The organism is Rhizobium jaguaris, assembly GCF_003627755.1.
GTDB classification, from domain to species: domain Bacteria; phylum Pseudomonadota; class Alphaproteobacteria; order Rhizobiales; family Rhizobiaceae; genus Rhizobium; species Rhizobium jaguaris.
The window spans coordinates 1597109-1614646 of the sequence record NZ_CP032695.1 but is presented as its reverse complement, the minus strand read 5'-3'; the positions used below and the strand labels follow the sequence as shown (position 1 = coordinate 1614646).

At 59.9% G+C, this 17538-nt stretch carries 13 protein-coding genes; 3 read left to right on the top strand and 10 right to left on the bottom strand.

The genetic code is table 11. The features are described from left to right. Positions 1–8: 8 nt before the first annotated feature. From CCGE525_RS29700 to melA, 5 genes are all read right to left on the bottom strand, one after another. Complete coding sequence (locus tag CCGE525_RS29700; protein ID WP_120707803.1) at positions 9–1679, bottom strand: ABC transporter ATP-binding protein; 1671 nt, start codon at positions 1677–1679, stop codon at positions 9–11. Between the two features lie 13 nt (positions 1680–1692). Continuing rightward, entirely contained in the window at positions 1693–2823 is a 1131-nt protein-coding gene (locus tag CCGE525_RS29695) for an ABC transporter permease (RefSeq protein ID WP_120707802.1), read from the bottom strand. After that, entirely contained in the window at positions 2823–3833 is a 1011-nt protein-coding gene (locus CCGE525_RS29690) for an ABC transporter permease (RefSeq protein ID WP_120707801.1), read from the bottom strand. The genes CCGE525_RS29695 and CCGE525_RS29690 overlap by 1 nt, the downstream gene beginning before the upstream one ends. A gap of 154 nt (positions 3834–3987) precedes the next feature. After that, positions 3988–6075 (bottom strand): ABC transporter substrate-binding protein, encoded by a 2088-nt coding sequence (locus tag CCGE525_RS29685; protein ID WP_120707800.1) that lies wholly within the window; start codon positions 6073–6075, stop codon positions 3988–3990. A gap of 138 nt (positions 6076–6213) precedes the next feature. Continuing rightward, positions 6214–7680 (bottom strand): alpha-glucosidase/alpha-galactosidase, encoded by a 1467-nt coding sequence (gene melA, locus CCGE525_RS29680; protein WP_120708699.1) that lies wholly within the window; start codon positions 7678–7680, stop codon positions 6214–6216. A gap of 247 nt (positions 7681–7927) precedes the next feature. Here melA and CCGE525_RS29675 point away from each other — a divergent pair, with 247 nt between their 5' ends. Next, complete coding sequence (locus CCGE525_RS29675) at positions 7928–8797, top strand: AraC family transcriptional regulator (RefSeq protein WP_342637459.1); 870 nt, start codon at positions 7928–7930, stop codon at positions 8795–8797. Between the two features lie 5 nt (positions 8798–8802). Here the strand turns inward: CCGE525_RS29675 and CCGE525_RS29670 are convergent, their stop codons facing one another. Together CCGE525_RS29670 and CCGE525_RS29665 are read right to left on the bottom strand one after the other, a co-directional pair. After that, positions 8803–9225, bottom strand: coding sequence for a DUF983 domain-containing protein (locus CCGE525_RS29670; protein WP_120707798.1), 423 nt, complete (start codon positions 9223–9225; stop codon positions 8803–8805). A gap of 223 nt (positions 9226–9448) precedes the next feature. Continuing rightward, positions 9449–10852 carry an aminotransferase-like domain-containing protein gene (locus tag CCGE525_RS29665; protein WP_120707797.1) on the bottom strand — a complete coding sequence of 468 codons (1404 nt, stop codon included), beginning with the start codon at positions 10850–10852 and terminating at the stop codon, positions 9449–9451. A 225-nt stretch (positions 10853–11077) separates the two neighbouring features. Here CCGE525_RS29665 and CCGE525_RS29660 point away from each other — a divergent pair, with 225 nt between their 5' ends. Further along, positions 11078–13321 (top strand): glycoside hydrolase family 2 protein, encoded by a 2244-nt coding sequence (locus CCGE525_RS29660; RefSeq protein WP_120707796.1) that lies wholly within the window; start codon positions 11078–11080, stop codon positions 13319–13321. An 18-nt stretch (positions 13322–13339) separates the two neighbouring features. Here the strand turns inward: CCGE525_RS29660 and CCGE525_RS29655 are convergent, their stop codons facing one another. The 3 genes from CCGE525_RS29655 to CCGE525_RS29645 all read right to left on the bottom strand — a co-directional run bounded on the left by CCGE525_RS29655 (position 13340) and on the right by CCGE525_RS29645 (position 15853). After that, the gene (locus CCGE525_RS29655) at positions 13340–14149 is read right to left on the bottom strand and encodes a phosphate/phosphite/phosphonate ABC transporter substrate-binding protein (RefSeq protein WP_120707795.1); all 810 of its coding nucleotides are present in this window, start codon (positions 14147–14149) and stop codon (positions 13340–13342) included. Positions 14150–14269: 120 nt separating this feature from the next. After that, complete coding sequence (locus CCGE525_RS29650; protein ID WP_120708698.1) at positions 14270–14551, bottom strand: type II toxin-antitoxin system RelB/DinJ family antitoxin; 282 nt, start codon at positions 14549–14551, stop codon at positions 14270–14272. A gap of 69 nt (positions 14552–14620) precedes the next feature. Further along, complete coding sequence (locus CCGE525_RS29645) at positions 14621–15853, bottom strand: glycosyltransferase (RefSeq protein ID WP_120707794.1); 1233 nt, start codon at positions 15851–15853, stop codon at positions 14621–14623. Between the two features lie 315 nt (positions 15854–16168). Here CCGE525_RS29645 and CCGE525_RS29640 point away from each other — a divergent pair, with 315 nt between their 5' ends. Further along, complete coding sequence (locus tag CCGE525_RS29640) at positions 16169–17506, top strand: polysaccharide biosynthesis/export family protein (protein ID WP_120707793.1); 1338 nt, start codon at positions 16169–16171, stop codon at positions 17504–17506. Positions 17507–17538: the final 32 nt, after the last annotated feature.

Sequence of the window (17538 nt, the reverse complement as noted above, 5' to 3'; positions counted from 1 at the left end):
CTGAATGCTTATGAGGCTACCTCGAACGCCGCTCTGACGAGGCGCTCGGTGTAAGCGGTCTTGGGATGGGAAAGAACGTCGTCGACAGGCCCCTCTTCCATGATCTTGCCGTGCTGCATGACGATGACGCGATGGCAAAGGGCGCGGACGACCTTAAGGTCGTGGGAGATGAAAAGATAACTCAGGCCTCGTTCGTCCTGCAGCTTGCGCAGGAGATCGATGATTTGCGCCTGGACAGAAAGGTCGAGCGCCGAGGTCGGCTCATCGAGCAGGATGAATTCCGGTTCGAGCGCGATAGCCCGGGCAATGGCGATGCGCTGGCGCTGGCCGCCCGAGAATTCATGGGGGAAGCGCGACAGGATGTTCGAGGGCATGCCGGCGCTGACCAGCGCTTCCTTCACCCGCTCCAGCCGCTCCGCCTTGTTGGCGCCGATATTATTGACCACCAGCCCCTCGGCGATGATCTGGCCGATCGGCATGCGCGGGTTGAGCGAGGAGAAAGGATCCTGGAATACGATCTGCATGCGCGAGCGCAGCGGTCGCATCTCGGTCCGCGAGCGGCCGTGGATCGCTTGCCGGTCGAAATAGATTCCGCCGCTATCAGCATCGATCAGCCGCAGGAGCGCCTGGCCGAAAGTGGTCTTGCCGGAGCCGGATTCGCCGACAAGCCCCAGCGTCTCGTGCCGGCGAAGCTCCAGGCTGAGGCCGTCGACTGCGACCAGCTCACGAAGATCAGGTTTGAGGAAGGTGCCGTGGCGCAGCATGAAAGCGACCTTGACGGACTTGCCCTCGAGAATGGTGTCGCAGTCCGGCGGCAGCGGCTTCGCCTGCCCCCGCGGCTCGGAGGCGAGCAGATGCTGAGTATAGGGATGTTGCGGATGGGCGAAGAGCTCTTCCGTCGTATTGTGCTCGCGCATCTCGCCATGCTGCATGACGTAGACATAGTCGGAAAACTGCCTGACCACGGTCAGATCGTGGGTGATCAGGATCACCGCCATGCCGAGCTGTTTTTGCAGGTTGCGGATCAGGTTCAGGATCTGTGCCTGCACGGTGACGTCAAGCGCAGTGGTCGGCTCGTCGGCGATCAGCACGTCCGGGTCGTTGGCGAGTGCCATGGCGATCATCACGCGCTGACGCTGGCCACCGGAAAGCTGATGCGGATATTGCTTGAGCCGCGCTTCCGGATCGGGAATCTGCACTTGCTGCAGCAGCGCCAGCGCCCGCCTCTCTGCCTCACGGCGGCCGATCTTGCGGTGAACGCGGATCGCCTCGACGATCTGGCTGCCGATCGTATAGATCGGGTTCAGCGAACTCATCGGCTCCTGAAAAATCATCGAGATGCGATCGCCACGTAGCTGCCGACGGGCGCGTTCGGAAAATTTCAGCACATTCTTGCCGTCGTAGCTGACGGTGGATGTCTTCGAGACGACGGCACGTTTCGTGAGCAGACCCATCACCGTACGGGCGGTCACCGATTTTCCCGAGCCGGATTCGCCGACGATGGCGATGGTTTCGCCGCGATAGAGCTGGAAGGAGATATCCTTGACGGCATCGATGATGCCGTCCTCGACCTTGAATTTGACGGCGACGTTGCGGGCGTCGATGACGGGCGGCACGGTTTTGCTGGCAGCATCCAGCCTGGCATCGGGGGCGAAGGGATTGACGAGTGCGAGAGCCATGGTCTGTGTCCTATCAATAGGGATCGATCGCATCGCGCAGGCCATCGCCGAGCGCATTGAACGCAAAGACGGTGACGAGCACGAAGGCGACGGGTGAGAGGATCCAGGGATAGGAGCCGATGACAGAATAGGTAGACGTGTCCTGCAGCATCAGCCCCCAGGAGATCAGCGGCGGCTTGACCGCGAACCCCAGGAAACCGAGGAAGGATTCGAGCAGCACGACGCTCGGGATTGCCAGCGTCACGGTGACGATGACGTGGCTCATGACGTTCGGAAAAATATGCTGGAGGATGATGCGTCGGTCGGTCGCCCCGACCGCCATCGCAGCGCGAACATAGTCGATCCGCGCCAGGGCCAAAGTCTTGCCGCGCACCTCGCGTGACATCTGCGCCCAGCCGAGCGCCGACATGACGATGATGACGAAGGCGAGGAAGACGTTGGTCGGCGCCGTGACCGGGATCAACGAGGTCAGCGCCAGATAGAGCGGTAATTGCGGAAAGGCCAGCACCAGTTCGACGAAACGCTGGATCCAGGCGTCGAGCGTGCCCCCGAAATAGCCGGAGACCATGCCGACGGTCGTGCCGACGACGGTGACGATGGAGACGACAGTCAGTGCGATCATCAACGAGATGCGCGAACCATAAATGGCACGGGAGAGCACATCGCGGCCGAACTTGTCGGTACCGAGGAAATGCACCGGCTGGCTGTCGGTCGAGCCGAAGAGATGGCGGTTTCCGGGGATCAGGCCAAACAGCTTATAGGGAGCGCCCTTGACGAAGAAGCCAAGCAAACGCGGATTGTTGTAGTCCGGCCCGACGATCGGCTGGAAGGTGACCGGATCGAGCTCCTCGGTTTCGGCGAGCGCATAAACCCGCGGCTGGAAGACGAAATTGCCGTCCTTGTCGTGGAAGCTGATCACCTGCGGCGGCGCAAAACCGGTATCGGTCGCCTTTGGGTCGACGGGTGCGACAAATTCGGCCAAGAGCGACATCAGCAGCAAGAGGACGACAAGGATCAGGCCACCCATGCCTGTCCAGGAGCGCTTCAGGCGGCGCCAAACGAGCGCGATATAGCTTTCATTGCCGCTTTTCGGTTTAATCTTATCGTCGTCGAGCGGAGGTGCGGGGGTGCTGAAGGCGAGCATCAGTGGATCCCTCCCTGTTGGCGGACACGGGGATCGAGCAGGGCGAGCAGCATGTCGGCGATGATATTGCCGACGATCAGCGTCGCTGACAGCACCATCATGAAAGTGGCGGTGACATAAACGTCGCCGACTGCCATCGAGCCGACGATCGCAGGCCCCACGGTCGGCAATGCAAAGATGATGGCGGTTTCGATCTCGCCAGTCAGCATATAGGGCAGTACGACACCCTGATACATGACGAGTGGATGCAGGGCATTGGGCACGGCATGGCGCATGACGACAGCACCGCCGGACAGGCCCTTGGCGCGGGCAGTCTCGACATATTGCGCATTCAACGTGTCGAGCAGATTGCCGCGCATGACGCGCATGTTATAGGCAAGCCCGCCGAAAGTGGCGATCGCGACGACCGGCCAGACATGCTTGACCAGATCGACGAACTTGTCCCATGACCACGGCGCACCGCCAAATTGCGGCGAATAGAAGCTGCCGATTTCCGAGACGTTGAGCTGGAAGACGAGAATATAGACGATGATCAGCGCCATCAGGAAGCGCGGCACCGTCATGCCGAGGAATGAGATGCCGGAAAGCAGGCTATCGATCCAGCTATATTGTCTGGTGGCAGCCCATATGCCGAAGCCGATACCGAGAACGGAGGCAAAGAGATGGCATACGAGAGCGAGCGCCAGGGTCCGCGGCAGGCGCTCGCCGACAACATCGGCGACGGGCTTGTTGTAGAACATGCTGTAGCCGAAATCGCCTCGGGTCACGATCCCGCCGATCCAGTTGAAATACTGCACGACGATCGGCTTATCGAGCCCATGTTCATGACGGTAGATCTGCGCCTGAGCATCGGCCTGGGCAAAGGACGCGCCACCCTGGTTCATCAATTGCGAGCGGATGAAGTCGGCATAATCACCGGGCGGTGCCTGGATAATGGCAAAAGTCACCACGCTCAGGATGATGAGCACGGGTACGGCAGAGGCTATGCGCATGAGCAGGAATCGCAACATGGGACGGTTCGCTTCTCTTCTTACCGCCGGTGGTCTGCATCCCTAAGGATAGCACGGACCGGCTGGGTTCACCTTTGCCCGACTGCATCGCGATGCAGTCGGAATACTTGGCTTGTGGTGGGCAGTCGGCCCGGTGGCCGGCTGCCGCGCTCCATTAGTTGATCGGACCGGCGCTGCCCGGAGCGCCCGGAAGCTGCTCGGGGAACAGCTCGTATTTGCCCTGCTTATCGGCCGCGACCCACAGGCGCTCGCGGATGATGGAGTCCTCGGCCCAGTTGAACATGAAGATTGGCGTACCCGGAGGAACATTCGAGAAGCGCTTGTTGATGATGAGCGCGCCCGGATATTCGGTCAGACCGATGTTGTAGAGGTGTTCGGTCGAGAGCTTCTGATATTGCTTCATCAGAGCCACGCGCTCGTCGCTATTCTGTGTAGTCGTGAACTTGTTGACGATATCGACCATCTCCTTTTCAAAGGGCATCAGGTCCACCTGACCACTTTCGGGCGCGCGGTGGTTCCAGCTCGTGCGCGGGCCAACCGGAGCAAGCTGTTCGGTGTTCTGAACCACCGAGGCCAATTCCGTGCTGTTGCGTCGGACCATCCAGTCGAAGCGGCCGCTATAGTTGGCGTCGTCGCGCTTCGGTCCGTCGAGTGCGTTGATGATGACTCGAAGCCCGAGTTTTTCCATCTGGGCCACGACGCCCTCGGCAAGGCTCTTGTCCGTGGTGTAGTCGTTACTGACCAGCAGCGTGATTTCGACATTCTTGCCGCCGGCGACACCGGCCGGGAAATTGACGATGCCGTCGCCGTCGGTGTCTTTGAGGCCGGCCTTCGCCAGCTCCGCCTTCGCGGCGGCAAGGTCAAAGGGATAATAGACGGTCGAGTTGCGGTCGTAGAAGCTGGTGCCCGAGGACAGGCCGCCCGGATAGATCGCCGTGAACGGCCCCTTGACCAGGGAGTCACCGATCGCCTTGCGATCGAGCGCCATGGTCACGGCCTTGCGGAAATCCTCGTTGCGATTGAGCTCGCGGATTGCCTGGCCTCGTGCGTCCGGGTTACCCCAGCCGTTGGCGGAGAAGTTCATCTGCAAGTTATAGCCAATGAGCCGCGGACCGAAGGCAAGACGCGCGGGAGCGTCAGGCTGGGCGGCGCGCTTCAGCGAAGCGACGAAGTTTTCCGGCTGCTCCAGATTGGAAAGATCGCCGGAGCCGGCAACTGCCTGCACGTCGCGGTCCGCCCAGGTCGAGAGCTTGTAGTGCAGCTCGTTGAGGTAAGGCAGTTGATTACCCTTCTCGTCGACCTTCCAGTAATAGGGATTGCGGCGCAGGACGATGATGTCGTCGGAACGGTATTCGACCGGCACCCAGGCACCCATGACCGGTATGTTCATATATTCCGGCGGGAAGGCGTTCTTGAACTGATCGTAGGTGTTCTTCGAATATTTCGGGTGCTGCGGCTTCAGGATATGCGATGGACCCGGGCAGAAATTGGGATAGGCCATCGTGTAGAGATATTGCTTCGGGAAAGCGTCCTTGAAGGTCCATTCGACCGTATAATCGTCGATCCTCTTGAGTGTCGTGCCGTCGCCGAAGGCTTCCGGCGATGCGCCACCGCCGAGCGGCGAGACATTCGGATCGATAACTTCATCTTCCCAGTAAAACATGATGTCGTCGGCGTTAAAGGGTACGCCGTCGGACCATTTCGCCCCTTCGATCAGGTGCATGGTGAGCTTGTGGCCGTCCGGCGACCATTCCCAGCTCTTGGCTAGATTAGGCAGTGGTTCGGTATCCTTCGCCTCGACCTGGAACAGCGGCGCGGTGCGCGTTAGGCACTCCGAAAGACCGATATCGATGCCGCCCCACCCTTGCGTCTGGCCGGCGCCGTAGTTCCATCCTTCCGGCCGGCCGCCGATGACATGGCGCAGCGTGTCGCCGTAAACACCGACACCGTCGGGCATGTTGCCGGTCTTATAGACGAGCGGCTCCTTCGGCAGGCGATCCTTGACCGGTGGCAGCTTGCCGGTCTTGACGAATTTGTCGGTGACCCAACCCGGCTCGTGATATTCCGGCAGCGCCTTGAACTCCAGGATGGAGTCGCGCGGCACGTATTTGATCTTGCCCTCGGCCGGGAAAACCGGCGGCACGGGTGGCACCGTCGGTTCGGATGCGTAGGCGCTCATGGCGATTGCGGATGTGGCAATCGTCAGCGCCGCAAGAATGCTGATCGGTCGAACATGTTTCATCGTTTTCTCTCTCCCATTATCGCGAGCGTCCCCGTGGGTGCGCCGCACTCCTCTATCGAACGGGAACCGGCTGGCGTCGTGCGACAGGTCTCCTCCTGAAAGCCCCGCCGCAGCCAACCTGTCCCGAATGCCCATTCCTTAACCAGCCTGCTTCATGGCTGCTTTTTCGGCTCTCAGCTCCTCGATCGAGCGCACGTTGCGGCTGGCCGCACCCTTCCAATCGCGGGTTTTCACCTTGCCGCGCGACAGACGGTCCTTCGCACCTTCGACGGCATCCGCATATTGGGGCAGCCAGCGGGCTTCGGCGACGATCATTTCATCGACCATCTGCCAGACTTCCTCCGGCGTCGATACGGCACCGACCAGCGGATCATGCAGAACCGCAAGCTTCAGCAGGTCAAGATCGCCGCTGACGGCGGCGTGAACCGACATGCGCTGGACGTTGATCGAGGAGATACAGGTCGCAGCACAGGCTTCCGGCAGCGTGATTCCGGCCACCATGTTGATGCCGAAGCGATCGACGAAACCGGGCGATTCGATGATGGCGTCGGCAGGCAGATTGGTGATGACGCCGTTGTTCTTGACGTTGAAATGGCCGCGATAGACGCGATTGGTCTCCAGCGCCTCAAGGATATGGCTCGCATGCTCGTTCGAGCGCTTGGCCGGATCGATCGGCTTTGAGGCGCTGTCGAGGATCTGCGGGAATTCCGTCTCGAACCAGTTGCGCGTTTCGGTTGAATGGCGAAGATAGCCGCCCGTCTCGCCGTGGATCCAGTCGGACATGTCGATCCACTTGTTGATCTCGTCCGGCCGCTTCCGATACCAAGGCAGGTATTCGGAGAGATGACCGTTGCTCTCGGTCGAATAGACGCCAAAACGCTTCAGCACATCAATGCGCAGCTTTTCCTGTTGCGAATAGACCGGATGGGCCTCGAATGCGGCGACAAGCTCATCCTTGCCGATCTTGCGGCCATTGAGGCGCAGGTCAACGAACCAGGTCTGGTGGTTGATGCCCGAGCAGATGTAGTCGAGCTCCGACTTGTCCTTGGCGCCGAGAACTTCCGCGATCTGCTCGGCCCCGTGCTGGACGCCATGGCAGAGACCGATCGTATCGACCTTGCCATACTTGATCGCCGCCCAGGTGTTCATCGCCATGGGGTTGGCATAGTTGAGGAACTTCGCGCCTGTTTCGGCGACCTCACGGATATCTTTGCAGAAATCGAGAATGACGGGAATGTTGCGCTGGCCGTAGAGAATGCCGCCGGCGCAGATCGTATCGCCGACACATTGGTCGATGCCATACTTCAGGGGAATGCGGATATCTTCGGCATAGGCTTCCAGCCCGCCGACGCGCACGCAGCTAATGACGTAGCGCGCGCCAGCCAGCGCCTTGCGGCGCTCCGTCGTGGCGGTCACGCGCGTCGGCAGCTTGTTCGCCTCGACGATCCGGTCGAGGATCGCCTTGATCATTGTCAGATTGTGCTCGCTGACATCGGTGAGCGCGAATTCCACGTCGCGGAATTCCGGCACGCAGAGAATGTCGGTGAACAATTTTTTCGTGAAGCCGACGCTGCCTGCGCCGATAATGGCGATTTTGAAACTCATGATCCTCACCTTGAAGTCGATCAAACAATCAGCAGCGGAGAAGAAGATGGTGTTTTCATCCCATCATCGCGCCGACAGCGCAACAATGGCAAAATCAGCACTTTCTCCTCCTTCTGCCGGTCCTCATCGGCAGGTGCATGCTGTTTTCTGGGCGGAATTATGCCTATAATCATCGGGCCGACCAGAGAACTATTATGCTTTCAAGGGTAATTTTGTGCTGCAAGATTTGATCGCCAACGGCCAAACCATGCGGACTGTTTCGCTGCCGCGCGGACGCCACCGGCTGCATGCCATGCCGACCAGCGCCGGTTATGAAATAAGGGATAACGAGCTCTACGATTGGGACGGTCGCCGGCGCGGCCAAACGCCATTCACGGTGTTGCAGCATACGATCAGCGGCAGCGGCCGGCTGCGTTACGAGAACCGCAACTACCGTCTCGGCTCCGGCGATACGTTATTGGTGCTGGTGCCCCACAATCATCGCTATTGGTTGGAAAAGGGCGAGCGCTGGGAATATTTCTGGATATCGATGAACGGCGAGGAAGCGCTGCGTATCCATCGCCTGATCCTGGCCGCCGCAGGGCCGCTCTTGAAATTGCAGCAGTCGACGATCGATCATCTTGCGGATTGCAGCCTGCGGCTTGTAAGAGGCGCCACCACGCCGGCTTCGGCTTCAGCGGTGGCCTATGAAGCCGCAATGGCGCTTTACGACGATGTTTTCGGTTCGCATGCCGTCGCTGCCGACCGGTCCGCCATGCAGACAGTCATCGACTATATCGACGCCAATCTCGAGAAACCGCTGCCGGTCAGCGAACTTGCCAAGGTGAGCGGTCTCAGCCGCGCCCATTTCTCACGTGTCTTCGCCGATAGTGAAGGTCTGCCGCCGGCGGAATTCGTCCTGCAACAACGTATGCAACGAGCGGCCAAGCTCTTGACCAAAGCGGCGTTCATTCCGGTCAAGGAAGTGGCGATCATGTCCGGTTTCGACGACGCCAATTATTTCTCGAAGGCGTTCCGCCGCACCTACGGGATCAATCCTACAGAATTCCGCACCACCGGCATGTACGCGGCAGTGCGGAGCCCCGGGGAGGAAATCAGAAGCACAAGAGCCAGATAGGCCGATTATGCAGAATGCGGATGCAAGTCGCCGTCGTCACGCGGCGTTTCCAGGCGTGCGAGTTTGCCCTCTTCCGCCTTGTAGAAATATTGACTCGCCACCAGCCAGCCCTTCAGCGGGCGCAGCGGCGGAATACAAGTGAGCAGCATGAACGGCAGGGTCGTAAAGGCGTGCACCCAATAGGGAGCCTGGAAGGCGACTTCGAGCCAGACGGCAAGAGCGACGCTCGGGATACAGGCGAAGCAGATGACGAAGAAGGCCGGACCATCGGCCGGATCAGCAAAGGAATAGTCGAGGCCGCAAACTTCACAGGACGGGCGGAGCGTTAGGAAACCCTTGAACAGATGTCCCTGACCGCAGCGCGGGCAGCGGCTGCGCACACCGGTCTGGAGCGGGGGAAGCGGCGGCCATGAATCTTCGGATGACATTGTTTGTCCCTTCCAAAAATCGGGCATTCGCCTGGAGGCGTGATGCCCGAGAGCCTCGCAGGCGAAGCGCCCCATGCGGCTCGTCTCGAAGCTGGGCGGCCCTATCGGCGACCTTCAAGTCACCCGCCGTCCTGTTGAAAGTTGTATGACATGAAATGCATACATCGTCAATTATTGTATGCATATTGTTTCGAAATATATGCAGCCGCGGCAATTTGTCCAATCAGATGACGATTGCCGAAGCTGCCGGAGTCTCCGCCAGCAGGTCGGCGACAATGCCGAGGCTCTGGCGCAGATGTCCGCGATCTTCTGCGGCACCGAGCCCGAGGCGGACCGCTTCCGGCGCCGGACCAAGGGCAAAGGCATCGCTCGCGACTACGCCGATGCCGGCGGAACGCAGCCGCGCCGTGAACTCGCCACGCGGCCAGACAGAAGGCAGCCGCAGCCAGGCGTGGAAACCCTCGGGATCGACAAGCAGATTGGCGGCGGGTAGCAATTCCGCGGCAATAGCCTGGCGCAGTTTCGTTTCACGACGGATCGCAGCAAGCACAGCTTCCGCCGTACCGTCTTCGATCCAGCGGCTGGCGATCGCAGCCGAAAGCGGCGAGGCCATGGCCGAGGTGGCACGGATGACACCTGCGAGCCTCGTTGCCGCGCGTAGATCCGGCGCGGCTAGATAGGCGATGCGCAGCGCAGGCGACAGGCATTTGGCAAGGCCGGCAATATGATAGACCCGCTCTGGTGCAAGCGCCGCCAGCGGCGCGACCGGTTGCATCGGCAGTGCGCCGTAAGCATCGTCCTCAATGACCGCGACATCATAACGGGCGGCTATATCGAGAATGGCCTTGCGTCGCGACAGAGGCAGCGTGATCGTCGTCGGATTGCTGATGGTAGGATTGCAATAAAGCGCCTTGGGTCTCCTATTAAGGCAAACTTTCTCAAAAGCTTCTGGAATCAATCCTTTATCGTCGTTTTCTATAGCGGCGACGGTCAGCCGCAAGTGCGCCGCGACAGAGAGCAAGCCCGGATATGTCAGTGCCTCGGCGCAGACAGTGTCGCCTGGAGCCGTCAGCATGCCGGTGACAGCAAGCAGCGCACCCTGGGCGCCGGGACAGACGAGAATACGTCCCGGCCGGATACCGGGCAGCCGGTTGGCAAGCCATTCTGCTCCAGCCTCGCGATCGCGGGCAGCGCCGCCGGGCTGTTGGTAGCGCAGCAGCAGGTCCAACCCATCGCTGGTTTCCAACCCGTTGATCCCTTGCCACATCCGCGCCGTCAGGACCTGATCCTCGAAGCATGGCGGCAGGTTCATGCTCATGTCGACCAGCCCGCTCGGGAGGGATTTTTGTCGCAACGGAGCCGTCCGGCCCTGGCTGACATAGGTGCCCTGCCCGACCCGGCCTTCCACCAGACCTCGCCTGCGCGCTTCGGCATAGGCGCGGGTGACGGTGGTGAAGTCGATGCCGAGCGCTTCGGCCAGCGCCCGCTGCGGCGGCAGGCGCGTACCCGATACCAGACGGCCGGCGTGGATATCGGCCTGCAACGCATCGGCGATTGCCAGGTAGACCGGCCCCGCCGTCTTGCTGACGGAGGGAGTCCAGAAAGCCGCTGCCTGATCATCGCTCATCTCGGTATCTCCAAAAGGAATGTATGTATATTGTATGGTTTTTGGAACTCAGGCAAGAGGGTGGCGATCAGGAAATCCTGATCCGATATCCGATTTCGTTGCACCGTCGTGGCAGGCCTGTATAGATGTCGCCCGACCGCGACCGCAGTCCGTGTCGCGACCGCATTTTTTCTAAGCAACACGCCTTCGTCCGGGATGCGACGGGCTCTATCGATAGGATTGAATATGCGTTCTGTTGTCGCCTTCAATGAGTCCTGGACTTTTCACGAGGGGTTTTCGGCCGCTGATGCCGGCAATCGGCATGAAGGGCAGCCGGTCACCTTACCGCACACAGCGGTTGAGCTGCCGTTCAACTATTTCGATGAAAAATCCTATCAGCGCGCTTTCACCTATCAGAAGGTCCTGCCCTGGAGTCCGGATTTTGCCGGACGTGAAGTGTCACTTGTGTTCGATGCCGCCATGGCCGATGCGGTCGTCTACCTCAATGGCGAGGAGATCATCGCGCACAAGGACGGCTATACGCCCTTCGAAGCGCGGCTGACCGGCCGCCTGAAAGAGGGCGACAACCTGATCACAGTCAAAATCGACGGCAGCGAAAATCCGGAGCTTCCGCCCTTCGGCGGACGTATCGATTATCTCACCTATGCCGGCATCTATCGCGACGTCTGGCTGAAGGTCGCAGCACCTGTCTCGATCGCCAACGTCAAGGTGGAGACCGGCAATGTGCTTGCTGCGGCAAAGTCCGCCACTGTTCGCTGCGATCTCGCCAATCCACAGGGCCTCGCCGTCAGGGGCACGGTAACGGCCACCCTCCGCGCTACGGACGGCACGGTGCTGGCATCAGCCTTCACCGAGACGCCGGGCAGCAGCGTGACTTTTGCCTTCGACAATCTGAATAGCGTCTCGCTGTGGGAACTCGGCAATCCCGTGCTTTACACTGTCGAGGCCGAACTGAAGACGGAACATGTTTCGGACCGATATGTCGCGACATTCGGCTTCCGCACCGCCGAGTTTACGGCCGAAGGCTTTCTGCTGAATGGCCGCAAGCTCAAGCTGCGCGGCCTCAACCGCCACCAGGCGTTCCCCTATGTCGGCTATGCCATGGGCCGCTCCGCGCAGGAGCGTGACGCCGAGATCATGAAGGACACTTTGAAGTGCAATGTTGTGCGTACTTCGCACTATCCGCAATCGACCTGGTTCCTCGATCATTGCGACCGCATCGGCTTGCTGGTCTTCGAGGAAATCCCCGGCTGGCAGCATATTGGCGGCGAATCGTGGAAGCAGGAATCGATCCGTAACGTTCGTCGCATGATCGAACGCGACTGGAATCACCCGTCGATCATCATCTGGGGCGTCCGCATCAACGAATCGCAGGATTCGCACGATTTCTACGTCGAGACCAACAGGCTTGCGCGCGAACTCGATTCGACCCGCCAGACCGGCGGCGTGCGCTACATCACCGAGAGCGAATTGCTCGAAGACGTCTATACGATGAACGACTTCATCCTCGGCAACGAGGAGCTGCCGGGCGCCAATCGGCCGCGCACGCCTCTGCGGTCGCAGCAGGAAAATACCGGCCTCTCGAAGAACGTGCCCTATCTGATCACCGAGTTCGGCGGCCATATGTATCCGACGAAGATCTACGATCAGGAGCAGCGGCAGGCCGAGCATGTGCGCAGGCATCTGGAGGTGCTGAACGCGGCCTATGGTGACCCGTCGATTTCCGGCGCCATCGGCTGGTGCATGTTCGACTACAACACGCATAGCGATTTCGGCTCTGGCGACCGCATCTGCTACCACGGCGTCATGGACATGTTCCGCGAGCCGAAATTCGCAGCTTACGTCTATGCCAGCCAATGCGAACCATCCGAAGAGATCGTCATGAAGCCTGTGACGATCTGGGCGCGCGGCGAACGCAATATCGGCGGCGCGCTACCGCTCATCGTGCTGACCAATTGCGACGAGGTCGAGCTGCGTTACGGCTCGCTGACCAAGCGCTTAGGACCGGATCGTGAGAATTTTCCGCATCTGCCGCATCCGCCCGTTATCTTCGATCATCGTCATTTCACCCAGGATGAATTGGGCGTTTGGGGCATGGAATGGGAGGACGCGCATTTCACCGGGCTCATCGGCGGTAAGGCTGTCACCACGCTGCACATGGTCGCCGATCCTGTTCCAACGACTCTGGAAGTGAAGGCCGACAGCCTGACGCTTCGCGCCGGCGATCGCGACACGACCCGGGTTATTATCCGCGCGCTAGACCAAGCCGGCTCCCGCCTGCCCTTCCTCAACGACATCGCGACAATCAAGATCAATGGCCCCGCCAAGGTAATTGGCCCAGAGACGGTCGCCTTCCAAGGTGGCACCACCGGATTCTGGTTGCAGGCAACCGGCGATACGGGAGCGATCACGGTCGAAGTTTCGTCATCGCGCTTTGCGAAGCAGACGGTGACGTTGGCGGCGGAGTGAGCGGCTGAAGAGCGGGGCTCAGGCGATGACGGGATAACCCAACGCAATCGCCCGCCGCTCGAGCTCAGCCAGCGGTTCATAATCGGCATCGCCGAGAACCTCGAAACGGCGCAGCGATAAGACGTCACGAGCATCCGCAAGCGTGGGTTCGGTTGCGATGTCAGCGAGAATTTGACGCAGCAACGTCAAATCCCCCGCCGAGGTTTCCGAACCGGTGATGAACGGCAAGCCAGGTCCCGCAACTGTTTCTGTCAGAATGCGGACATCGGCGACACGATCAGGATCGAAGCGTTTGGCGTTGCCGAAAGTGATGCAGTCGATGGCGGCGACATCGGCTTTTCCGGCGGCCACCGCATCGATGCTGCGCAGATGCCCGCCGGTTTCGATGACGCAGCCGAAGAAGCGTCCGTTTTCAGCAAGCGGCGCGATCGCGGCTCGGAAAAGATTGGTGCCGGAATTGCTGCTGGGATCGTTGATGGCTGCGGTCAGGCCACGGAGATCCGCAAGCGCCTCTACCGGCGAATCCTTGCGGACGATGACAAAGCTGCGCATCGACGGGCCATCACAGCCCGGCAGGTCATAGACTGGCGTTGCTACCAGCTGCACCTTCCCTCGCAGGCGTTTGACATAGGGAAAGCCGCAAGTCTGCGCCAACAGAAGCCCAGGCCGTATCCAGGCTTCGTCATGCGTGATGTCCTTCTCCAATGTCTCGGGGACATCCGCTATACCCGCTTTTCGCAGCCGGTCGCGCATATAGGCCCAAAGAACGTCTGTCGCGGCAACGAGCGGCGGCTGACCGGTGTACATGGCGATGTTGCTGAGGCGCATAGGGCGGAAATCTCGGGAGATCGGCAAGGTCTTATCGATCCCATACACCGCTCCGGTTGCTGGCGCATCCCGGAAAGTGCATTTGCTCGTCGAAGCATCCGCCTTCGTTGTTCGGGCACGTCAAGCGTGCCTTCGCCCTAGGGCAAAATGACTCTCCTCGTCGGCATCGTCGATGTCGGGTCTGACATCTTCGAGCGCCTGCAGAACTTTCGCGCGGAACCACGCGTCGTGAATAGCGCTGTTGCTCACAAGTTCGAGCGGCAGAGCGCCCTCGTTCGCCGTACGGGTCAGCAGAATGCGGACAGCATCCGATACCGTTAATCCCATATTCTCTAGAACGGCTGTTGCCCGTTCTTTGATTTCCGCGTCGATTCGGGTCTGAACCAATATATCCGATCCCATTTCAGCCTCCTGTGGCTGCGGAACAATATCATGCATTCGCATGACATCTTCCAGTGGCCGAACATGAATTCAAAAGGTCGGCGCGTGCACAGTCACTGGCTCGGTAGTAGCGACACGTTGCGGCGTTTCCGTCGCGGGCGCAGGGAACTGTCCCTCGAACAAGCGTTGGATGGCGACGGCGCTGCGGTTGTTGCTGCGCGGCGAGACCGGTTTGCGTGCCAGCAGTTCCTCATCGATGATCGCCTGCATGCCCTCCGTGAAATTGCGGAGACTGAATTGAGCCGCATGCGCACGCAGAATGTCTGGGCGGAAGGCAGCTTCATGGTCTTCGAAGTCATGCACCGCGTCGATCAGCGCCTCCATCGATTGTTCCTCGAACAACATGCCGCTGACACTGGGAACGACAGTTTCCAGCGCGCCGCCGCTGCCATAGGCGATAACGGGCCGACCGCTTGCCATGGCCTCGACCGGAACGATGCCGAAATCTTCTTCTCCGGGGAAAATCAGGGCGCGGCAGCGAGCCAGTTTCTCTTTCAGCACCGAGAATGGCGCACGGCCGAGAAAGGTGACGGTCGGTCCGGCCAAACGCTTGAGGCTCTCCATTTCCTTACCTTCGCCGATAATGACCAGGTTGCGGTTCATCTTTGTAAAAGCCCGAACGGCGAGGTCGATCCGTTTGTACGGAATGAGCTGGCCGGCGCAGAGGTAGAAGTCTTCGGTTGCCGCAGCCGGGGTGAAATCGTCGACCGAGACCGGCGGATAGAGGACGGTCGCCGGGCGGCGGTAATATTTGCCGATGCGGGCGCTGACATGGTGGGAATTGGCGATGAAGCGATCGACGCGCAGGCTGGTGTTGACGTCCCAGGACCGCAACAGCGGCGCCAGCACCGGCAACATCAACCGTGAGGCGAAACCGGCATTGGAGCGATAGAAATGATAGTGATCCCAGAGGTAGCGCATCGGCGAGTGGCAATAGCAGATATGTGTCGCCTGGGGCGATGGGATAATGCCCTTGGCCGGGCCTGATTCGCTGGAGATTATCAGGTCGTAACCGCTGAGATCGAAGCTCTCCAGCGCGAAGGGCATAAGCGGCAGCAGCGATTGGTAGCCCTTGATTGCGCCCGGGATGCGCTGCAGGAACGATGTCGTGACCTTGTGTTTCCTGATTTTTTCGGAAACACGGCTTTCATCATAGACGAGCGTGAAGATATCGGCGTCCGGATACATGTCGCAGAGCGCCTCGATCACCTTCTCGCCGCCCCGCATCGACACCAGCCAATAATGAACGATCGCGACCCGCATCCCGCTTCCTCCGTCGTTGATCGGGACATCATTGTGCGGCCGGCGAGCAATGCGACAGAACCCACATCGGTCCTCCATCGCATCCAAATGGTTGAAGGTCATGACCAAAAGGTCTAGGCGGCGAAAAAGGTTTAAACTCAATGATATATTCGCCGTTACTCCAACGCTGCGCGCCGCCCGTTCTTTCCTCAGAAGGGATTAGGCATAACCCTACGGCAGGGGATTTACTCGAAATGCGTTCAGGGGATGATCTCAGTCCATAGCGCTGCAGCAGGTTGCAACGGCGCGACTGACACGAAAACGAGATCGCGCCTCATGTTGACAGCTTCTGCTCCTCATAGACGAGCCCGCCGGAAGACGCCGGGCACCATCCTCAGCCTGTTTCTCACGCTCGCACTTTCTGGAACCGCCTTTATCGACAGGGCAAGTGCCGCGCCGGGCCAAGACTACCACATCAAACCTCAGACGCGGATGAAGGTAGCGATCGTCGAATGGGTCGCTTCGACGGGCGAATATAAGGAATGGACGGCGCTGAACGGCGAATATACCGTCTCGCAATCCGGCACGATCTCCGTCCCTATGATCGGGGAGATGTCGGTCGCCGATAAAACCACCAGCGATGTCTCCGCCCAGATCGGCGACCGGCTGAAGCAGATTACCGGTCTCGCCACCGCGCCCACTGCCTCCGTCGAAGTGGTGAAATATCCGATGCTCTATGTCTCCGGTGAGGTGGAGAAGCCCAGCGAACTGGAATTCCGGCCGGGCCTAACGGTCAAACAGGCTGTCGCCATGGCTGGCGGTCGCCAACGCCGTTCCAGTCCGACCGGTGAATACAACGACGCACAACAGATCAGCTATGCCGGCGAGATCAACCGGATGGAGCTGCAATTGAAACAGCTCAGCGCGCGGCGCGCCCGCTTGATGGCCGAATTGAATGACCAGACGACCATCGATTTTCCGCCGGAAATCAAGGCGGCGCCCGAAGGCTCGGCCATCAGGCAGATCATGACCAGCGAAATCGATGTGTTCAATGCCAGGGCCGAAGCGATGCGCCAACAGCTTCAAGCTGCCGCAGAACTCGAAACCTTGCTGCGCAACGAGATCGACATTCTTGAAGAGAAAATGGCATCCCAGGACGAGCAGGTGAAGATCGCCCAGGACGAATTGCAGGACATTTCCAAGCTGGTCGACACGAAGATCCTCACCACGTCGCGCAAGACCTCCTTGGAGCGCGTCGTCGCCGACATGCAGAGCGGCAAACTCGATCTCGTCGTCGCCTCCATGCAGGCCAAGCAAAAACTCAGCGAGACCGAACGCGATGCACTGAACCTCAAGGGGCAGCGCAAGACTGAGGTAGGACAGCAATTGCAGGCGACCGAAACCGAATTCGAAGACACCAAGCTGAAACGCACCACGACGCTGCAGCTGCTGCAGATCGCCGGCGCTTCGGTGTCTCGCTCCGAGAGCATGAAGGCGATTGATCTTCAGCCGCTTGAATATTGGATCACCCGTGGTGGCGACAATGGCACTGCCACTGAGGTGCCGGAAACGGCAGAGCTGCAGCCGGGTGATGTACTGGATGTTCGCTACAACGTTTCCAACAGCCTGGATAGCGCGATGCTGTCCTCAGCCGATCCCACACAGTCCCAATAGATTTCAAGATTTCATCGAAGCAAGGTCGGGCG

What these genes read in the sequence shown, in the direction of transcription:
- CCGE525_RS29660 (WP_120707796.1), top strand. Translation starts at nt 11,078, where the DNA reads ATGCGTTCTGTTGTCGCCTTCAATGAGTCCTGGACTTTTCACGAGGGG.
- CCGE525_RS29655 (WP_120707795.1), bottom strand. Translation starts at nt 14,149, where the DNA reads ATGCGCCTCAGCAACATCGCCATGTACACCGGTCAGCCGCCGCTCGTT.
- CCGE525_RS29640 (WP_120707793.1), top strand. Translation starts at nt 16,169, where the DNA reads ATGTTGACAGCTTCTGCTCCTCATAGACGAGCCCGCCGGAAGACGCCG.
- CCGE525_RS29650 (WP_120708698.1), bottom strand. Translation starts at nt 14,551, where the DNA reads ATGGGATCGGATATATTGGTTCAGACCCGAATCGACGCGGAAATCAAA.
- melA (WP_120708699.1), bottom strand. Translation starts at nt 7,680, where the DNA reads ATGAGTTTCAAAATCGCCATTATCGGCGCAGGCAGCGTCGGCTTCACG.
- CCGE525_RS29690 (WP_120707801.1), bottom strand. Translation starts at nt 3,833, where the DNA reads ATGTTGCGATTCCTGCTCATGCGCATAGCCTCTGCCGTACCCGTGCTC.
- CCGE525_RS29675 (WP_342637459.1), top strand. Translation starts at nt 7,928, where the DNA reads ATGCGGACTGTTTCGCTGCCGCGCGGACGCCACCGGCTGCATGCCATG.
- CCGE525_RS29670 (WP_120707798.1), bottom strand. Translation starts at nt 9,225, where the DNA reads ATGTCATCCGAAGATTCATGGCCGCCGCTTCCCCCGCTCCAGACCGGT.
- CCGE525_RS29695 (WP_120707802.1), bottom strand. Translation starts at nt 2,823, where the DNA reads ATGCTCGCCTTCAGCACCCCCGCACCTCCGCTCGACGACGATAAGATT.
- CCGE525_RS29665 (WP_120707797.1), bottom strand. Translation starts at nt 10,852, where the DNA reads ATGAGCGATGATCAGGCAGCGGCTTTCTGGACTCCCTCCGTCAGCAAG.
- CCGE525_RS29700 (WP_120707803.1), bottom strand. Translation starts at nt 1,679, where the DNA reads ATGGCTCTCGCACTCGTCAATCCCTTCGCCCCCGATGCCAGGCTGGAT.
- CCGE525_RS29685 (WP_120707800.1), bottom strand. Translation starts at nt 6,075, where the DNA reads ATGAAACATGTTCGACCGATCAGCATTCTTGCGGCGCTGACGATTGCC.
- CCGE525_RS29645 (WP_120707794.1), bottom strand. Translation starts at nt 15,853, where the DNA reads ATGCGGGTCGCGATCGTTCATTATTGGCTGGTGTCGATGCGGGGCGGC.